Genomic DNA, 16,428 nt, shown 5'->3' on the forward strand with positions numbered 1-16,428 from the left:
TTCTAATGTAAGACTTAGTTTTAAGTTAGCTTATGCCAAGGTAAATTTGAGTTCACCAAGATTTCCTACTGAACTGACTACCTTATCGCCCTTCTTTAGCCAGACTTGTTTGTCTTTCGGCATCCCTGCTATTACGCCTTCCGGAGTTCCCGTAAAGATAATATCGCCAGGCTCTAGAGTCCAATAGGTACTGATATAGGAGATCATCTTTTGGGTGTTATGAATAAAGTCTGAGGTATTTGAGTTTTGACGTAACTCACCATTGACCCAAGTTTTGACCGTCAAGTTGTTAGGGTCACCCACTAAATCAGCCGTCACAAAATAAGGGCCGATTGGTGCGTACTGATCCAAGGTCTTACCTACCATCCACTGACCATTGGGTAGATCTAGTTGCAAGTCACGCGAGGAGAAGTCATTAGAGGTGCAATACCCGCCAATATAATCGAGCGCCGCAGATTCAGGGATGTTACGTCCTTGCTTGCCCACCACAATCAAAAGCTCAGTCTCATAGTCAAGCTTGTAAGACACTGATGGCGGAGGAATCTGCAATAAGCTGTTATGCGCAGTCAGAGTGTTATTGTATTTATTAAACAATGGTGGAACGCGTGGGTAACCACGACCAACCTCATCGGCATGGGCACGGAAATTTAAGCCAACACAGATAATCTTGCCTGGATTTTTAAATAGACGTCCAAAAGTAATGTCAGATTCTTTTAAGTAAGGAACACCAGATTTATCTGCGCTAGCCACTACTCTATTAAATCCTGCAGCATTACCTTCTTGCAACAACTGATCTAGCGTAGTTGGAGCGGCAATCTTCATCTTCTTGGCTACAGCGCGGACATCAATTACGCCCTTTGGAGTCACAACCCCTAAAGTCTCTGTACCGTCAGAATTCATGATGGAGAGGATCTTGCTGTTCTTCACCATTTCACGAGGACCCTTGTATGGCTCACCACCCCATACTGAAGTTTGATGTGCAGAAGCTTCTTGCATTACACCCATAGTGGAAGCTGCTACTAAACCAGCACCTGCTGCTGATGCGGTTTTCATAAATTGACGGCGTGAACTCATCCATTTCTCCTTTTGTTTTAATAAATTATTTCAATTGCTAATTAATCACTACAAAAGGAATATTACTGCAGCAAAATATGCGGTGGTGCAGCAAATAGAATGAAAGCGGACGACTAAGCTAAGCCGAAGAAAGTCGCAATGCGGTAGGTAATGAATGAAGCAATGTAAGCTAGTCCGAACAAGTAGCTCAGCATAATGATTGGAATCTTCCAACCGCCCGTTTCGCGCTTAACCGCAGCAATGGTTGAAAGGCACTGCGGCGCAAACACAAACCATGCCAGCAAAGAAAGAGCAGTCGCCAACGACCAACCACTAGAGATCAATGGAATCAATGCTTCTGCTGCATCAGCACTAGAGCTTGATAAGGCGTAAACCGTTGCAAGTGAACTCACGACTACCTCGCGCGCAGCCATGCCAGGCACTAAGGCAATGCTGATCTGCCAGTTAAAACCAATTGGCGAGAAGACATGCGCTAGGGCCTGTCCGATGACGCCAGCAAAACTATATTGAATTGGAGATCCAGTTGCGCCTTCTGGTGGCTGCGGAAAGCTCGATAAAAGCCATAGACTAATGGTCATGATCAAAATAATGCCGCCCACACGACGCAAGAAAATTTCTGCGCGTTGCCATAGACTGATGGCTAAATTGCCTAAGCGTGGTAAGTGATAACTCGGTAACTCCATCATGAGGGCGTTCATTCTGAACTGCTCACTAGTAAATCGTTTCAGCACCCAAGCTACAGCCATGGCCCCCAAGATACCGGCCAAGTACAACAAGAACAGTACTAAGCCTTGCAAATCAATGCCGGCCCATAATTTCTGTTCCGGAATAAATGCAGAGATTAATAAAGCGTACACCGGCAGACGCGCTGAACAAGTCATCATCGGCGCGATCAAGATGGTGACTAAACGATCGCGCGCATTAGAGATACTACGCGTTGCCATGATGCCAGGAATAGCGCAGGCAAAGCTAGATAGAAGGGGAATGAATGAGCGCCCCGATAAACCAACGGAGCCCATCACACGATCCAAGAGATAAGCCGCTCTGGGTAAATAACCAGACTCTTCTAGCAACAAAATAAAGAAGAACAAAATCAAGATCTGCGGCAGAAAGATCACAACCCCACCTAATCCAGCCAAGATGCCATTAATCAACAAGCTACGTAACCAGGTGTCTGGCAGAACCTCACTCATTTGTGTGCCAAGATATTCAATCGAGGTCTTAATCAATTCCATCGGCATGGTTGCCCAAGTAAAGACGGCTTGGAAAATGCAAAAGAGTAAGGCAACCAAAATCATCGGACCAAATATTGGGTGTAGCAATACTGCATCCAAGCGATCACTCAGTTGATCGGGAATAATTTGGTCAAGACCCAAGTTCTGCAATATGCGCTGTACCTGCACGTTGTCAGATTCTGTATGGGCAATATGCGAAGCAACATTTTCTAAGGTGGCATCACTAGTACCGGTGCGCAAGGCATTGAGATTACGCCAATCTAATTCTGATAAGAACTGCTTGATACCATCTGCGCCATCTGACTGTATGCCAACACTCGTAATCACCGGTAGCCCCAGTTCCTGAGAGAGTGCAGCTGTATCAATCTGCAAGCCTTGGCGTTTAGCGATGTCGAGCATATTGAGTACTACAACGCATGGCAATCCCAAGCGCTTCGCAGCTAATACTAGGCGTAGATTGCGACGCAAGTTCATAGCACTCAAAATGCACAAAACTAAGTCGGGACGTTTCTCCCCTTCTGCTCTGCCCAAGAGGACATTACAAGTAACACGCTCATCCAAAGATCTTGGATAAAGACTATAAGCACCTGGCAAATCTAAGATACGAATATTTTTTCCAGACCCAAGTGCTAGTCGACCTTCTTTACGCTCAACAGTTACACCAGAATAATTGGCGACTTTCTGGCGACTGCCAGTGAGTAAATTAAATAATGCGGTCTTTCCGCAATTGGGATTACCCAATAAAGCGACGATTGGTTCGTTGGGGAAAAAATGGACGGTGGATTCAGACATGAGGAATTAACTCAACCTCAATCATCCGAGCTTCTGATTGACGCAAGGCAAATGTGGAAATACCAACTCGAACTAGATAAGGTCCTTTTTTCAGCAGACCTTTGCGTAGCAAGGTAACCTGCTCACCGGGAAGAAAACCAATATCTTCCAACTGCCCCTTAATTTGAGGGGCGCCTTTGGGGGCATTCACTTCACTCACCCGATAGAGGTTACCAAGGTCGACCTGATCTAAATTCATTCAATATGCTTTTTAGCTAGCTAAGAAGGGATTATAGCTTTAAATGAGAATGAATATCATTCATTCAAAAGCGAAATTATTCCCTTTAATAATGAGGCATCCTAAGCCTTTAGGATTTGATCCAAAGCAAAAGTAATAGGCTTAATCCAGACTCATTTGAATTGATTGAGAAGAGACGCAAATACCTGAAATCAATTCAGTGCAGTAGGTGTTGTGAAGCCGTATTTACGCAGAATCGATTTAGCCTGCGGGCCCTGCATAAATTGATATAGATCTTGCGCCTCTTGTGGGGCATCTTTGATCAACACCATTCTTTGTTGAATGGGGGAATAGAGTTTGCTATCGACCAATATGAAGTTGGTCTCTTTTGCGACCCCTGATGACTTCACTAATGACAAAGCAGTAAAGCCAATATCTGCAGCACCACTCACTACGTATGTTGTAGCCACGCCAATGTTATCGGCATAGACCAGTTTATTTTTCGCCAGATCCCATAAGCCCTCTGCTTTGAGATATTCCATCGCCGCTTTTCCATAAGGCGCTAACTCAGGTTTTGCGATAGCAATCTTGTTTGCCTTCATGATGACTCTGCTGACCTCCGCCTTGCTGTTAACTAGCTGAATGCCAGCAGAGGTTTTGGCGATCAAGGCAAGCTTGCCAATGGCGTAGACAACTCCTTCATTGATCGTCTTGCCATTTTTATAAAGCTCAAGAGGAAAATACTCATCAGCGGCGATCAAGAGATTGAATGGCGCACCATTCATAATTTGAGCTGTGAAATTACCAGAGGAGCCATAGACTATTCTCAACTCTGATTTACCAGTAGCCTTGAACGCACCGGCAATCTCACTAAAGGCATCTTTCATATTGGCAGCAACAGCAACCGTTGCACCCTGAGCAAAAGCAAAGTTTGCAAACAGCAGGAGTGATGCGAATAGGGATAGTAGGCGCAAAGACATATTCAAAGAGATTGTAGCCTTCGATCAAACTCGCTCAAAGCCAGTCCTTTACCTGTCTATTAAGGCTAACTGCCATATAGCCTGGTGTATTTCCAGAATAGCTGCGAATTTTACGAATCAACTTTGAAGATTCAGGCTGAGACACCATCTCCTTGTGCATGGCAATGAAGAAAATTTCATCTTGCAAAGGCACAAAGCCAAGACCATTTTCAAGTGCAATATTTTTTACTCCGATTCCAACGTCAGCCTTATCAGCCAGAATCGCATTAGCTACTGCAGAGTGCGTGAACTCTTCTTGTAGGTAACCATTAATCTCAAAGGGATCAATTCCCTCATTAATCAATAAGGTGTCGAGCATTAATCTAGTGCCTGAACCTATTTGACGGTTGATGAAGCGAATTTTTTGATTGAGCAAGTCCTCAATTGATCGAATGTGTCGTGGGTTCCCCTTTTTAACGATCAGACCCTGCGTTCGCTTCATTACTGGATATATTTGAATATCGCTTTTGGATAAACGCTGATAAATGGCCTTTGAGCTCTGCTCATTCGATACATGGTAGCCAGCAATATCAGCCTCATTATTGAGAAGCCTTTCTAGAGACTCTCCAGAGCCAGCAATTTTCAGATTAAAGCCTTTTACTTCTCTGACAGCCTGCTGAATAATCGAATCGCTACTCGACAAAAACTTCCAGCGAGCGCTTTCTGATTTTTGTACGCGATTCATTTCTTTCATCAAGGCTTCTTGATAGGCGTTGCCGTACTTCAAGTGCCCAGCCTGCATGTCATCAATAAATTTAAAGAGAAAAGATCCAAACTCCGTTAACTTAGATCCATGTCCTTTAGTACGAACAATCAGAGGCATTCCCAAAGTAGCCTCAACCTCATTCAATTTGCCCCAAGCACCCCGATAGGAGGTGCCCGCCCTTTTGCTGGCTACCACTAAGGAGCTGCCACTCTCAATGTCCTTAAGGAGTTGAGATAGCCAAATGAGATCCACAGAGTTTTTGCCCTGGCTTTGCACGACAAGAGATGGACGAACTTCAATTTGCATATGTAATTTTTTGCATATTCATTAAGTATTAATGTATGAGATGATATCCGCCTAGTCAACTCTTTGGTATGTTTTATGAAAAAACTGATTCCTAATCTCTTCTTTAGCTTACTAATCGCTTTTTCTTTCAATGCCCCACAAGCACTCGCACAAGAAAAGAGCGTTGTGGTTTCCTCAACTACCTCAACCGAACAATCTGGTCTATTTGGTTTCATCTTGCCAATCTTCAAGATGAAGACTGGGATAGATGTCAAAGTGGTTGCCGTTGGTACTGGCCAAGCGTTAGATATCGGTCGTCGTGGCGATGCAGATGTTGTCTTCGTTCATGACAAACCAGCAGAAGAGCTATTTGTCCAAGAAGGCTACTCCACCAAACACAATGAAGTGATGTACAACGACTTTGTATTGATTGGGCCAAAATCTGATCCCGCAAAAGTTGGCGGTGGCAAAGATATCCAAGCGGCATTCCAAAAAATTGCATCTGCCCAAGCACTCTTTGTTTCTCGTGGTGATAAGAGTGGCACACATGCTGCAGAGCTTCGCTACTGGAAAGGTGCTGGCATTCCCGTTTCACCAAGTCAGAGTTGGTACAAAGAAACTGGCTCAGGCATGGGCCCTGCCCTCAATACCGCCTCAGCAATGAATGGCTATATCTTGGCAGACCGTGCAACCTGGTTGAGCTTTAAGAATCGTGGCGACCTGACCATCCTAGTTCAAGGCGACCCCAAGCTCTTCAATCAGTATGGCGTGATGTTAGTGAACCCCGCCAAATATCCCTCTGTGAAAAAAGCTGAAGGACAAGCGTTTATTGACTGGCTCATTTCCAAGAATGGTCAGGACGTGATTGCGAGCTATCAAATTGGTGGCGAACAGCTCTTTTTCCCAAATGCTAAGAAATAGACTTATTGGGAAAAAATCTTGATGCTTCTATGCGCGCTTTGCCAACCATGTCTATCTAAATACTTCGGTTAAGAATGTATTCATTCAGCTACTTTTACAAGTTTCTGTAACACCTCGCGAACATCCTGTGGAATTGGTGTTGGTTTATTAGTCTTCCGATCAACATAAACATGGACAAAATACCCCATCGCTGAGGCAAGGTCATCCTCATTCTTAAAAATGGCGACTTCATATTTGACGCTACTATTTCCTAAATGTGCCACTTTCAATCCAACATGAATCATGTCGGGATAGGCAATTGGTGAAAAATATTGGCATTGGGTCTCAATCACCAAGCCGATAGCGCTGCTTTTAAGTACATCCAAAACATTTTGCTCAATGAGATAACGATTTACTGCTGTATCAAAAAAAGAGTAGTACACCACGTTATTAATGTGCCCATAAACATCGTTATCCATCCATCTAGAATGAACCTCTTCAAATGCTACAAAATCAGCGCGTACTGGTGGGCTAGCTTTTTTATCGCTCATAAAGCCTCTCTATAAAGCAGTGCTGCATCATTCAAAGTAATCTCACGAGGACTATTTTGTAATAAGCGTGTTTGCAGCATTGCATCTGCAGCCAACTGATCCACATCTTCTGCAGTGATGCCAACCTCAATTAATTGTTTTGGCAACTCCAACTCACCAGCAAGACCGCCAAGATAGTTGGCCAGTTGAGTAGCCTGTTCAATGGATGAGCCTTGTAAGCCAGGCTTGATAATTTGACCCAACTCGGCATACATACTGTGCGCAGCTTCTAAATTAAAGCGCATCACAGGCCCCAGCATTAATGCATTTGATAGGCCATGCGGCACATGAAATCTTGCACCAATTGGATAAGCCAATGCGTGTACACCTGCTACAGGGGCATTCGTAAATGCCATTCCCGCGAGACAAGCACCTAATAACATGTTTTCACGTGCATCAATATCGCTACCAGTTCTAACCGCTTTATGAAGATTACCGGCCAATAGACGCAAAGCCTCTTTGGCTAAACAATCAGAAACAGGATTTTTTAAGCGTTTGGTTGTAAAGGCTTCAATAGCATGAACCATGGCATCAATACCAGTTGCAGCTGTGACATGGGCTGGAAGTCCCAGCGTTAACTCGGCATCAAGCAATGCAAGGTCTGGGAGCAATTGAGGGGAAACGACGCCTTTCTTTTCACTCTCGCTAACAGTAACAATAGAAATGGTGGTTACCTCAGAACCAGTACCTGCTGTTGTAGGAACCAAGATCAGGGGTAAGCGCGGCCCTTTCGCCATGCCTACACCATAGACATCTGCTAACTTTTCTTTACCGGGGGCTAATAGGGCAACTAATTTGGCTACGTCCATTGAGCTTCCACCACCAAAACCAACGATGTAATCCGCTTTGGCATCTTGAGCTGCTTTTACAGCAGCATCAATCACTGATACGGGCGGATCAGCCTGCACATCAGAAAATATTTGCACTGGCAAACCAATTTCTTTGAACTGAGGTAAGGCTTTCTCAAGCAAGCCAGCGGATAGAACTCCTGGATCAGTAATGATTAGTACAGATTTTCCACCCCGCTCGGCAATTCTCTTGGCAAGATGATGAGTGCCGCCTCTTTCTACCAGGATGGAGCGGGTTGAGTGAAAGTCAAATTGCATATTTGCCTCTTACTAATTTTCTAAATTACTTTTTTAATTTAAAACGCTTTATTTTTCAGGGCCTGCTCTCGACATCTCTTTCGCCAGATGAACATCTGTATGAAGAAAGATAAGGATGGGCCCCAGGTCTTGAACCTGGGGCCAAAGGATTACTTCTTAGGTGTTACGAAACCAATCGCTGTATCGTCAACAAACTCAACGATCACATCATCACCGGCTTTGAATTTCTCAAGACCTAACACTGCTGGATCTACTTTCACTTTTTGCTTCTCGCCGCTAGGCATTGTGAAAGTGACGATACGGGTCTTTTGATCGATCGTTGAAATCTTCACAGTTGCATAGATAGTGTCTGTTGTTTCTTCGAATGGCTTAGCAGAACCTTTGCCAGCGATCGTTACAGAACGCACACCAGAAACGCCTGGCTTAGCATCTTTAGCAGCAGCAGTTAATCCAACCGCAACCGCTTGTGCATGCTCAACCAAGAACACGTCACCTTTTTTGACTTTATCCAAGTCATTGATTGCTTTAGATACATTCATCTGTGCCAAGTTACCATTTGCATCTTTCAAGATAACAATACGTTTTTTAACATCTACAGAATCCACGGTTGCGCTAAGCACAATCACTTCAGCAGCTAAGGGCAACATTTTTGCAGGCGTTTGCGCAAAAACAGAAGTTGCACAAGTAATACCAACGGTAGCGAATAAACCAGCAAGTAAAGATTTCTTCAAGATAACTCCTAATTGAGGGGGTTCGATGGAACTAGATTCGGGCTTGATACGCCACTAGTGCATTGTAACCATGGCATGTTTAATTAAAGTTTCTTATTTGGTAAATTAAACCTATTTACACATTGCATTTCATACTGTCAAACCATTGAAAACTATAGAAATCTTCCTTTTGCCCTGGGAGCGTGCCTCAGAAGCCGCTTACTCCATCCGCAAGCAGGTGTTTATTGAAGAGCAAGGGGTTCCAGAAGAGCTTGAGCTTGATGAGTACGATCCCTCAGCAATGCATGTTCTGGCTCACCAAGACGGCCAATGTGTTGGCACCGCAAGACTAGTCGATTTGGGTAATGGGCAAGCCCAGATTGGGCGTATGGCTGTCTTGGCAAACTTTCGAGGCCAAAACATCGGCAGAGAGATACTAGTAAAGCTATTACTGACTGCCAAATCAAAAGACTTCTCTTCTCTGATCTTGCACTCTCAATTAACAGCAATGCCTTTCTATGAAAAACTGGGTTTTGTAGCTACCGGTCAAACCTACGATGAGGCAGGCATTCCCCATCGTAATATGATGCTTATATTATCTAAATAAATTAAAAACCAATCGCTAATAATGAGTTTGCCAAGCACTTTTATCTACACTCATCGGGTCTGCTATGCCGATACTGATGCTGCAGGATTTATCTATCATGCGCGCTACCTTGATATCTTCGAACGTAGTCGGGCTGAATGGTTAGCTCAAAAAAATCTCAGCCCCAGCAAGCTGATCACCGAATTCAAAATTCTGATGCCCGTTCGTGAGCTTCAGATGGAATTTCATAAGCCAGGTCGCCTCGATGATATGTTGCATATCGATCAAGTCATTGAACGCCGAAGTAGAGCTCAGGTTAGCGTTCGACAAACCGCAAAACGAGCCACTTTAAAGGCTTCTATGGAACTGGAATTAATTGCCAGCGCTTTAATTAATATCGTCTGCCTGGATGTTGATACCTTGAAACCCAAAGCCTTTCCTGATTTTCTATTTGCTGCTGAATAAAAGGTATCCCATGTCTGATGGAAAATTACTCACCTTCGTTAAAGAACTCAGCCTATTGCTTGAGCAAAAACCAAGTGAAGCAGTGATTTTCACTAAAGGCAAAAAGCTCTTAGAGAATCTCATTGCTGTCGACGATTGGCTACCAGTCGAATTTACTAAACCACATCCTCAGTATTACCAACAATATCTTCTCTATGCAGATCCATTGGATCGCTTTTCGGTTGTGAGTTTTGTCTGGGGCCCAGGTCAAAAAACACCCTTACATAACCATACCGTCTGGGGCATGATCGGTCAATTACGCGGAGAAGAAAAAGGGACTCCTTACTATCGTCAAGCAGAGGGTGGCTTTAGAGCTAGTAAAGCTTGTATTTGTCCTCCGGGTTACGTGGATACCGTCTCACCGAATACGCATGACATCCACGTTGTCGAAAACAATCATCTCCATCAAACGTCCATCAGCATTCATGTGTATGGTGGCAATATCGGCAGAATTCAGCGCTCGGTATTTGACCCAGTGACTGGCGCAGAAAAATCGTTTGTCTCTGGTTATGCCAATACCGTTGTTCCTAACCTCTGGAATCCGGCTTAATTCAATAAAGTGAGTTCTTTGAGGTCAATGACTTAAAATAGAAGCTCTTACTGCAAACGCGCTTGCGTGGCAGCTCACCCCATTGACCGGGATAGTCGATTTTTAAATACGTTGAATACGGGTCAATACTTTATTGGTCCCTATGTTATTTACAGATCTTGGTTTATCAGAACCCATTCTTCGCGCTATTGCAGAAGAAGGCTATACCAGCCCTACCCCTATTCAAGCGAAATCCATCCCCGCAGTTCTGAAGGGTGGAGATCTTTTAGCAGCAGCGCAAACTGGCACTGGCAAAACTGCTGGCTTCACACTGCCTATCTTGCAACGCCTCAGCAGTACTCCCAAAGTGAGTGGCAAAAGACTGTTACGAGTATTAATTTTGACCCCTACTCGCGAATTAGCCGCGCAAGTTCAAGAGTCTGTGGTTACTTACGGCAAGTACACAGGCCTAAAGTCAACTGTCATCTTTGGCGGTGTTGGCGCCAATCCCCAAATTAAAGCGATTGCTGGTGGCCTTGATATTTTAGTTGCTACACCAGGTCGCTTGTTGGATTTGATGTCGCAAAAATGTGTCTCACTCAACGATATTGAAATTCTGGTGTTGGATGAAGCTGATCGCATGCTCGACATGGGCTTCTTACGCGATATCAAAAAGATCTTGGCTGCCTTACCCAAGAAACGTCAGAACCTACTCTTCTCGGCAACCTTCTCAACCGAGATTAAACAATTAGCCGATGGCTTACTCAACTCACCAGAGTTGATCGAAGTCGCCCGTAGCAATAGTGCGAATGAAGCCATTGCGCAGTTAATCCATCCCGTTGATAGAACCAAAAAGCATCCGCTCTTAGCGCATCTTATTAAGAGCAATGACTGGAAACAGGTTCTAGTATTTACACGTACCAAGCATGGCGCCAATAAGCTCGTCACCCAATTAGAAAAAGATGGCATCACCAGCATGGCCATTCATGGGAATAAAAGTCAAACTGCGCGCACCAAAGCGCTAGCTGATTTTAAGGCGGGTAAATTAACAGTATTAGTAGCCACTGATATTGCTGCGCGGGGTATTGATATTGATCAGTTACCGCATGTGGTGAACTATGACTTGCCAAATGTGTCCGAAGATTACGTCCATCGTATTGGTCGTACTGGTCGTGCTGGCTCTAATGGGGTTGCCGTTTCTTTAGTTTGCGTTGATGAGCACCAGATGCTGCGGGATATTGAAAAACTCATCAAACAAAAACTTCCTCAAGAAGTGATTGCGGGATTTGAGCCAGATCCAAACGCAGTAGCCCAACCCATACAACTGCGTAGCCAACAACACCAACAATCCAGAAAGCCCCGTGGTGGTGGCTCAGGAAGCGCTCCAGCTCGTCAGGCGCCAGCTAAGCGTAGCAGCCCACCGAAAAGAAGCTTCAATCGCTAACATTCTTACGGATTAAAATGTTTGTATGACACAAACAACCATTGCCGAAACACTTGAACCACGCTTAACCTCCCTCTCTCATGGTGGTGGCTGTGGCTGCAAGATTGCACCAGGGGTGCTAGCAGAGATTTTGAAGAATGTTCCTCAGTTGCCCTTCCCCAAGGAATTACTGATCGGCATTGAAACCTCGGATGATGCTGCGGTTTATCAAATTAATGAGTCGCAAGCCATTGTTGCAACGACTGACTTCTTCATGCCCATCGTGGATGATCCATTTGATTTTGGCAAGATTGCAGCAACCAATGCAATTAGCGATATCTATGCAATGGGTGGCACTCCATTATTTGCACTTGCTTTAGTTGGCATGCCGATCAAAGTCTTATCCAATAAAACCATTGCGCGCATTTTGGAAGGTGGCGCTGAAGCGTGTCGTAGTGCCGGTATTCCGATTGCTGGTGGTCACACGATTGATTCAGTGGAGCCGATTTATGGCTTGGTTGCAATTGGCATTGTTGATCCTCAGCGCGTGAAGAGTAATGCGAGCGCTAAGCCAGGTGATGTACTGATTTTAGGAAAACCCCTTGGCGTCGGTATTTTGTCGGCGGCCTTGAAAAAGGATTTGCTTGGGCCAGACGGCTATCGAGAAATGATTTCGAACACAACCAAACTCAATGCTGCAGGTCCTGATTTAGCAAAGCTTGCTGGGGTACATGCCCTAACCGATGTAACAGGCTTTGGTTTAGCAGGTCATATGTTGGAGTTAGCACGGGGCTCTGGTTGCACCGCTCATATTGACTGGAGCCAAGTGCCACTCCTCTCAAACGTACAACATCTTGCCGATGAGGGAATTATCACAGGTGCATCTGATCGCAATTGGCAAAGCTATGGTGACGAAGTAGGTATTCCAGCAGATTTCACCTTAGCACAGCGTGCCTTATTAACCGATCCGCAAACTAGCGGTGGCTTACTCGTTTCTTGCAGTCCAGATTGCGTTAAAGCAGTATTGGATATCTTTAACCAACACCACTTCTTAGGCGCTAGAGTGATTGGCCAAATGAGCAAACGCCAAGGCAAGCCCTTAGTTGTTTCTTAGTTGCTTCTTAGTTGACCGTTTGGCGAGACGCTAAATACTTTACGCCTTGTGGCCCATAGCGCTCTGCATGTTCTTGTTCAAAGGCTAGCTGAAAGACATCGCCTACTTCGTATTTTTTTGTCTCACCTGCGATATTAATCTCGATATACCCATCTAAGATCAATGCTTGTACCGAAAATGGATGGGTGTGATTGCCTAGTTGACCATTAGGAGGTTGTTGTACTTCCACTGGCGTCGGATAACCCGCCTTTTTGAGTTGCTGTAAAAATTGGTCTTGGTTCATGCTTTTACTATAGCGCGAATATACACTGCTGACATCAGTCATTTAAAGCAAAAAACGAGGGTATATGGCAGTCAAAGTTATTGGATTAATGGAGCTCAGTGATCAAGCCGCCTTTGAGCAATACCGCAGTCAGGTAGGTAAAACCGTGGAGCAGTACAAAGGCAGTATTGAGCACCGTGGCGAGATCACCGAAGTGTTTTGGAATGAATTATCCATTCAAGCCTTTAGCGCATTTGTAGAGTTGCATTTCCCCAGCAAGAAAGATGCGCATACCTGGGCTAATAGCCCTGAATACCAATCTCTTGCGCTATTCGCAAGCAAGCAATGCGACTTACCCTCTTTGGTGTGGCGATCTAAAAGAAAAAGCCTAGTGGATTAGACTAGGCTTTTAGATCAATTGGGGGTAAGAATTACTTCTTAGCTTCCATTGCTTCTTTTGTAGCGGTAATTTCTTTACGACGCTCCTTACAAGCACCAGCGATTTCTTGCAAGGCCTTACGAGCGCGAGCTGCAGATGCCTTAATACCTTTTTCAATAAATTTTTCGTTCTCAGCTTTGTATGTTTCGAAAGCAGTTAACAATGTATCGTGTTGTGACATCTTGTCTCCCATTCATCAAATAAATATTCATACCAACAACGAAGTCAGTATATCCCCATAAAAAGCACTAAAAATGGCGATTTTTATCAGGGATAACTCTTAGAAGCAGTCATTCAGCCAAAATGCTTTAATCAGACAAAATATCCTGGAGACATCAAAATGCTCAGAAAAATCCTAGTTTTAGCAACTGCCAGCCTGCTCTCCCTTGTCACCTTGATGGCAAGTGCTCAAAACACCTCCTGGCCCGCCCCAAACAAGCCCATCACCTTTATTAACCCCTTCCCCCCAGGCGGCGCTGTAGATGCCTTTGGGCGCCCTTTGGCCAAACAGCTTTCTACCCAGCTCAATGATTCCATCGTGGTAGATAACCGCGGCGGGGCAGGCGGCACCCTGGGTGCTGGCGTTGCAGCAAAAATGGCTCCTGATGGATATACCTGGCTTCTTGGTGCAGTGCATCACTCGATTGCACCCAGCATGTACCCCAACCTGCCTTATGACATTACCAAAGACTTTGAGCCCATTGCCATCATCGGCAGCGTTCCCCATGTGGTCGTCGTCAACCCTAGTAAGTTTCCAAAAAATGATTTGAAATCCATCATTGAAGAAATTCGTAAGCATCCTGGCAAATACAACTATGCATCGACAGGCAACGGCACATCACAACACTTAGCTGGTGAGCTGTTTAAGATGCAAAACAAATTATTCATCACCCACATTCCCTATCGTGGCACTGGTCCAGCATTACAAGATTTAGTTGCCGGTCAAGTCGATATGATGTTTGACACCCTAGCAGGTGCAGCACCGTTTATTAAAAGCGGTCAACTTATTGCTGTCGCGGTTGCAAGTAATCAACGCAACCCTGCTTTTCCAAATGTACCTACCGCACAAGAATTGGGTATCAATAATTTTGTAGTCTCGAGCTGGTATGCCATGTGGGCAATTAAAGGCACGCCCAAAGAGATTGTCGATAAGATGAGTGCAGAAGTGCAAAGCGCGCTTGCCTCACCTGAGATTAAAGAGCGCTGGGCTGGTATGGGCGCTACCGTACCAAAAATGAGCCGCCCTGAATTAGCCAATTACATCAACCAAGAGATTGTGCGCTGGAGCGAAGTAGTTAAAAAGTCCGGCGCTAAATTAGATTAATCAAAACAGTAGAGACAATATGAGCATTCCAGTAAAACATTATTCCTTTGTACGCAATAAGCTTTTAAACAAAGAGGAAATTGCTTTTTTAGATGTCCGTGAAGAAGACCCACATGCACGCGAGCATCCTTTATTCGCTGCCAACTTACCACTCTCTCGTATTGAGATAGATGCTTACGGAAAACTACCAAACACAAATATTCCGATTGTGACGCTCGATGATGGCGAGGGCTATGCAGAGTTGGCTGCACAACGCTTACTGTCATTAGGTTTTAGCGATGTATCTGTATTTGAGGGTGGTGTGCAAGCTTGGAAAGCTGCAGATGGCGAAGTCTTTAAGGATGTAAACGTACCCAGTAAATCTTTTGGTGAGTTGGTAGAATCAAAGCGCCATACCCCATCCCTCTCTGCCCAAGAAGTAAAACAGCTCATCGACAATCAAGCAGATGTCGTCGTAGTAGACGTGCGTCGCTTTGATGAATACAACACCATGAGTATCCCTACTGGCATCAGCGTACCAGGCGCTGAGTTGGTTCTTCGTTTACCAGAGTTAGCACCCAATCCCAAAACCAAGATCATCGTCAACTGCGCCGGCAGAACTCGCAGCATCATCGGCACACAATCACTCATCAATGCGGGCATCCCCAATGAAGTCAATGCACTACGCAATGGTACGATTGGCTGGACTCTAGCGGGACAAGAACTGGACAAGGGTCAAACTCGCAAATTTAAAGATGTGAGCCAAGGCACTACCAGCGAAGCAGCGCAGCGGGCACGCAGGGTGGCTGATAGTGCTGGTGTGAAACGCGCCACTATAGCTGATGTAGATCAGTGGAAATCTCAGAGTGAGCGGACAACTTATTTCTTTGATACTCGCACCCCAGAAGAATATGAATCCGGCCACCTTCCAGGATTTCGTTCGGTACCTGGTGGGCAACTTGTTCAAGAAACAGAAATGGTTGCTCCAGTGCGCGGCGCACGCATTGTCTTAGTAGACCCTAGCGGTGGCAGCGTTCGAGCCAATATGCCTGCTTCCTGGTTAGCGCAAATGGCTTGGGAGGTTTATGTTCTCGATGATGTCAGCACTGCCGCCCTCACTGAGAAAGGTCCATGGCAGCCACCTTTACCAAACCTTCCTCAAGTGAAGATGGTTGATGCAATCACTTTAGCGAACTGGCTGAAAGCAGATAGCAATACGATTGCGGTAGATTTTAGTACGCACGCTAATTACGTCAAGGGTCACATCCCTGGTAGCTGGTATGCCCTGCGCTCTCAATTGGCGGATGCGATGCAAAAGATTCCCAAAGCCAATCGTTATGTTCTTACCAGCGCACCTGCAGAATTAAGTCTATTTGTTGCACAAGAATTTCAGGTGCAAACTAACGCAGAAGTATTCGTTTTAGAAGGTGGCAATGCCGCATGGATTAGCACTGGCTTAGAGCTAGAGAAAGGTCCCAACCATCTGGCCTCCCCACCACTAGATCGCTACAAACGTCCGTATGAAGGGACGAGCGTAGATCCTGCAGCAATGCAGGCCTACCTCGATTGGGAGTTTGGTTTAGTGGAACAACTGGGCAAAGATGGAACCCATCACTTCTGGGTTCTTTAGCAAT

General features: G+C 45.1%; 19 protein-coding genes. 9 read left to right on the forward strand and 10 right to left on the reverse strand.

The window, feature by feature from the left end; all coding sequences use genetic code 11:
- Window positions 1-30 precede the first annotated feature (30 nt).
- The 5 genes from C2756_RS07265 to C2756_RS07285 form a co-directional block, all read right to left on the reverse strand.
- Entirely contained in the window at window positions 31-1,074 is a 1,044-nt protein-coding gene (locus C2756_RS07265; protein WP_215318296.1) for a fumarylacetoacetate hydrolase family protein, read from the reverse strand.
- Between the two features lie 113 nt (window positions 1,075-1,187).
- Window positions 1,188-3,101 carry a ferrous iron transporter B gene (locus C2756_RS07270; protein WP_215318297.1) on the reverse strand — a complete coding sequence of 638 codons (1,914 nt, stop codon included), beginning with the start codon at window positions 3,099-3,101 and terminating at the stop codon, window positions 1,188-1,190.
- Entirely contained in the window at window positions 3,094-3,339 is a 246-nt protein-coding gene (locus C2756_RS07275) for a FeoA family protein (protein ID WP_215318298.1), read from the reverse strand. Before C2756_RS07275 ends, C2756_RS07270 begins: the two co-directional genes overlap by 8 nt.
- Before the next feature lie 191 nt (window positions 3,340-3,530).
- Window positions 3,531-4,298: a molybdate ABC transporter substrate-binding protein gene (gene modA / locus C2756_RS07280; protein WP_215318299.1), complete on the reverse strand. Its 768-nt coding sequence runs from the start codon at window positions 4,296-4,298 to the stop codon at window positions 3,531-3,533.
- Between the two features lie 34 nt (window positions 4,299-4,332).
- Entirely contained in the window at window positions 4,333-5,349 is a 1,017-nt protein-coding gene (locus tag C2756_RS07285; RefSeq protein ID WP_215318300.1) for a substrate-binding domain-containing protein, read from the reverse strand.
- 75 nt (window positions 5,350-5,424) lie between these two features.
- On the opposite strand from C2756_RS07285, the gene C2756_RS07290 reads away from it, so the two are divergent.
- Window positions 5,425-6,249: a substrate-binding domain-containing protein gene (locus C2756_RS07290; protein ID WP_215318301.1), complete on the forward strand. Its 825-nt coding sequence runs from the start codon at window positions 5,425-5,427 to the stop codon at window positions 6,247-6,249.
- An 80-nt stretch (window positions 6,250-6,329) separates the two neighbouring features.
- Here C2756_RS07290 and C2756_RS07295 read toward each other — a convergent pair whose 3' ends face one another.
- The 3 genes from C2756_RS07295 to C2756_RS07305 all read right to left on the reverse strand — a co-directional run bounded on the left by C2756_RS07295 (window position 6,330) and on the right by C2756_RS07305 (window position 8,655).
- On the reverse strand, window positions 6,330-6,779 hold the full coding sequence (locus tag C2756_RS07295; RefSeq protein WP_215318302.1) for a thioesterase family protein: 450 nt from the start codon (window positions 6,777-6,779) through the stop codon (window positions 6,330-6,332).
- Complete coding sequence (locus C2756_RS07300; protein ID WP_215318303.1) at window positions 6,776-7,924, reverse strand: iron-containing alcohol dehydrogenase; 1,149 nt, start codon at window positions 7,922-7,924, stop codon at window positions 6,776-6,778. The genes C2756_RS07295 and C2756_RS07300 overlap by 4 nt, the downstream gene beginning before the upstream one ends.
- Window positions 7,925-8,073: 149 nt before the next feature.
- Window positions 8,074-8,655 carry a hypothetical protein gene (locus C2756_RS07305; RefSeq protein ID WP_251369952.1) on the reverse strand — a complete coding sequence of 194 codons (582 nt, stop codon included), beginning with the start codon at window positions 8,653-8,655 and terminating at the stop codon, window positions 8,074-8,076.
- A gap of 145 nt (window positions 8,656-8,800) precedes the next feature.
- On the opposite strand from C2756_RS07305, the gene C2756_RS07310 reads away from it, so the two are divergent.
- From C2756_RS07310 to selD, 5 genes are all read left to right on the forward strand, one after another.
- On the forward strand, window positions 8,801-9,241 hold the full coding sequence (locus tag C2756_RS07310) for a GNAT family N-acetyltransferase (protein ID WP_215318304.1): 441 nt from the start codon (window positions 8,801-8,803) through the stop codon (window positions 9,239-9,241).
- Window positions 9,242-9,262: 21 nt separating this feature from the next.
- Window positions 9,263-9,685, forward strand: a complete 423-nt coding sequence (locus C2756_RS07315) for a YbgC/FadM family acyl-CoA thioesterase (protein WP_215318305.1) — start codon at window positions 9,263-9,265, stop codon at window positions 9,683-9,685.
- 10 nt (window positions 9,686-9,695) lie between these two features.
- Window positions 9,696-10,274, forward strand: a complete 579-nt coding sequence (locus C2756_RS07320) for a hypothetical protein (protein WP_215318306.1) — start codon at window positions 9,696-9,698, stop codon at window positions 10,272-10,274.
- Window positions 10,275-10,416: 142 nt separating this feature from the next.
- On the forward strand, window positions 10,417-11,697 hold the full coding sequence (locus C2756_RS07325; RefSeq protein ID WP_215318307.1) for a DEAD/DEAH box helicase: 1,281 nt from the start codon (window positions 10,417-10,419) through the stop codon (window positions 11,695-11,697).
- Between the two features lie 25 nt (window positions 11,698-11,722).
- Window positions 11,723-12,790 carry a selenide, water dikinase SelD gene (gene selD, locus C2756_RS07330; protein WP_215318308.1) on the forward strand — a complete coding sequence of 356 codons (1,068 nt, stop codon included), beginning with the start codon at window positions 11,723-11,725 and terminating at the stop codon, window positions 12,788-12,790.
- Window positions 12,791-12,797: 7 nt separating this feature from the next.
- Here selD and C2756_RS07335 read toward each other — a convergent pair whose 3' ends face one another.
- Entirely contained in the window at window positions 12,798-13,073 is a 276-nt protein-coding gene (locus C2756_RS07335) for a cupin (protein ID WP_215318309.1), read from the reverse strand.
- Window positions 13,074-13,137: 64 nt separating this feature from the next.
- Here C2756_RS07335 and C2756_RS07340 point away from each other — a divergent pair, with 64 nt between their 5' ends.
- A complete protein-coding gene (locus tag C2756_RS07340) occupies window positions 13,138-13,452 on the forward strand; it encodes a DUF1330 domain-containing protein (protein WP_251372014.1) in 315 nt (104 codons plus the stop codon).
- A 31-nt stretch (window positions 13,453-13,483) separates the two neighbouring features.
- On the opposite strand, the gene C2756_RS07345 is transcribed toward C2756_RS07340, so the two are convergent.
- Window positions 13,484-13,672, reverse strand: coding sequence for a hypothetical protein (locus C2756_RS07345; RefSeq protein ID WP_215318310.1), 189 nt, complete (start codon window positions 13,670-13,672; stop codon window positions 13,484-13,486).
- 159 nt (window positions 13,673-13,831) lie between these two features.
- On the opposite strand from C2756_RS07345, the gene C2756_RS07350 reads away from it, so the two are divergent.
- Both C2756_RS07350 and C2756_RS07355 read left to right on the forward strand, forming a co-directional pair.
- Entirely contained in the window at window positions 13,832-14,815 is a 984-nt protein-coding gene (locus tag C2756_RS07350) for a tripartite tricarboxylate transporter substrate binding protein (RefSeq protein WP_215295109.1), read from the forward strand.
- A gap of 19 nt (window positions 14,816-14,834) precedes the next feature.
- A complete protein-coding gene (locus C2756_RS07355) occupies window positions 14,835-16,424 on the forward strand; it encodes a rhodanese homology domain-containing protein (protein WP_215318311.1) in 1,590 nt (529 codons plus the stop codon).
- The last annotated feature ends 4 nt before the right edge of the window (window positions 16,425-16,428 follow it).

The organism is Polynucleobacter sp. UB-Siik-W21, assembly GCF_018687415.1.
Classification (GTDB): Bacteria; Pseudomonadota; Gammaproteobacteria; order Burkholderiales; family Burkholderiaceae; genus Polynucleobacter.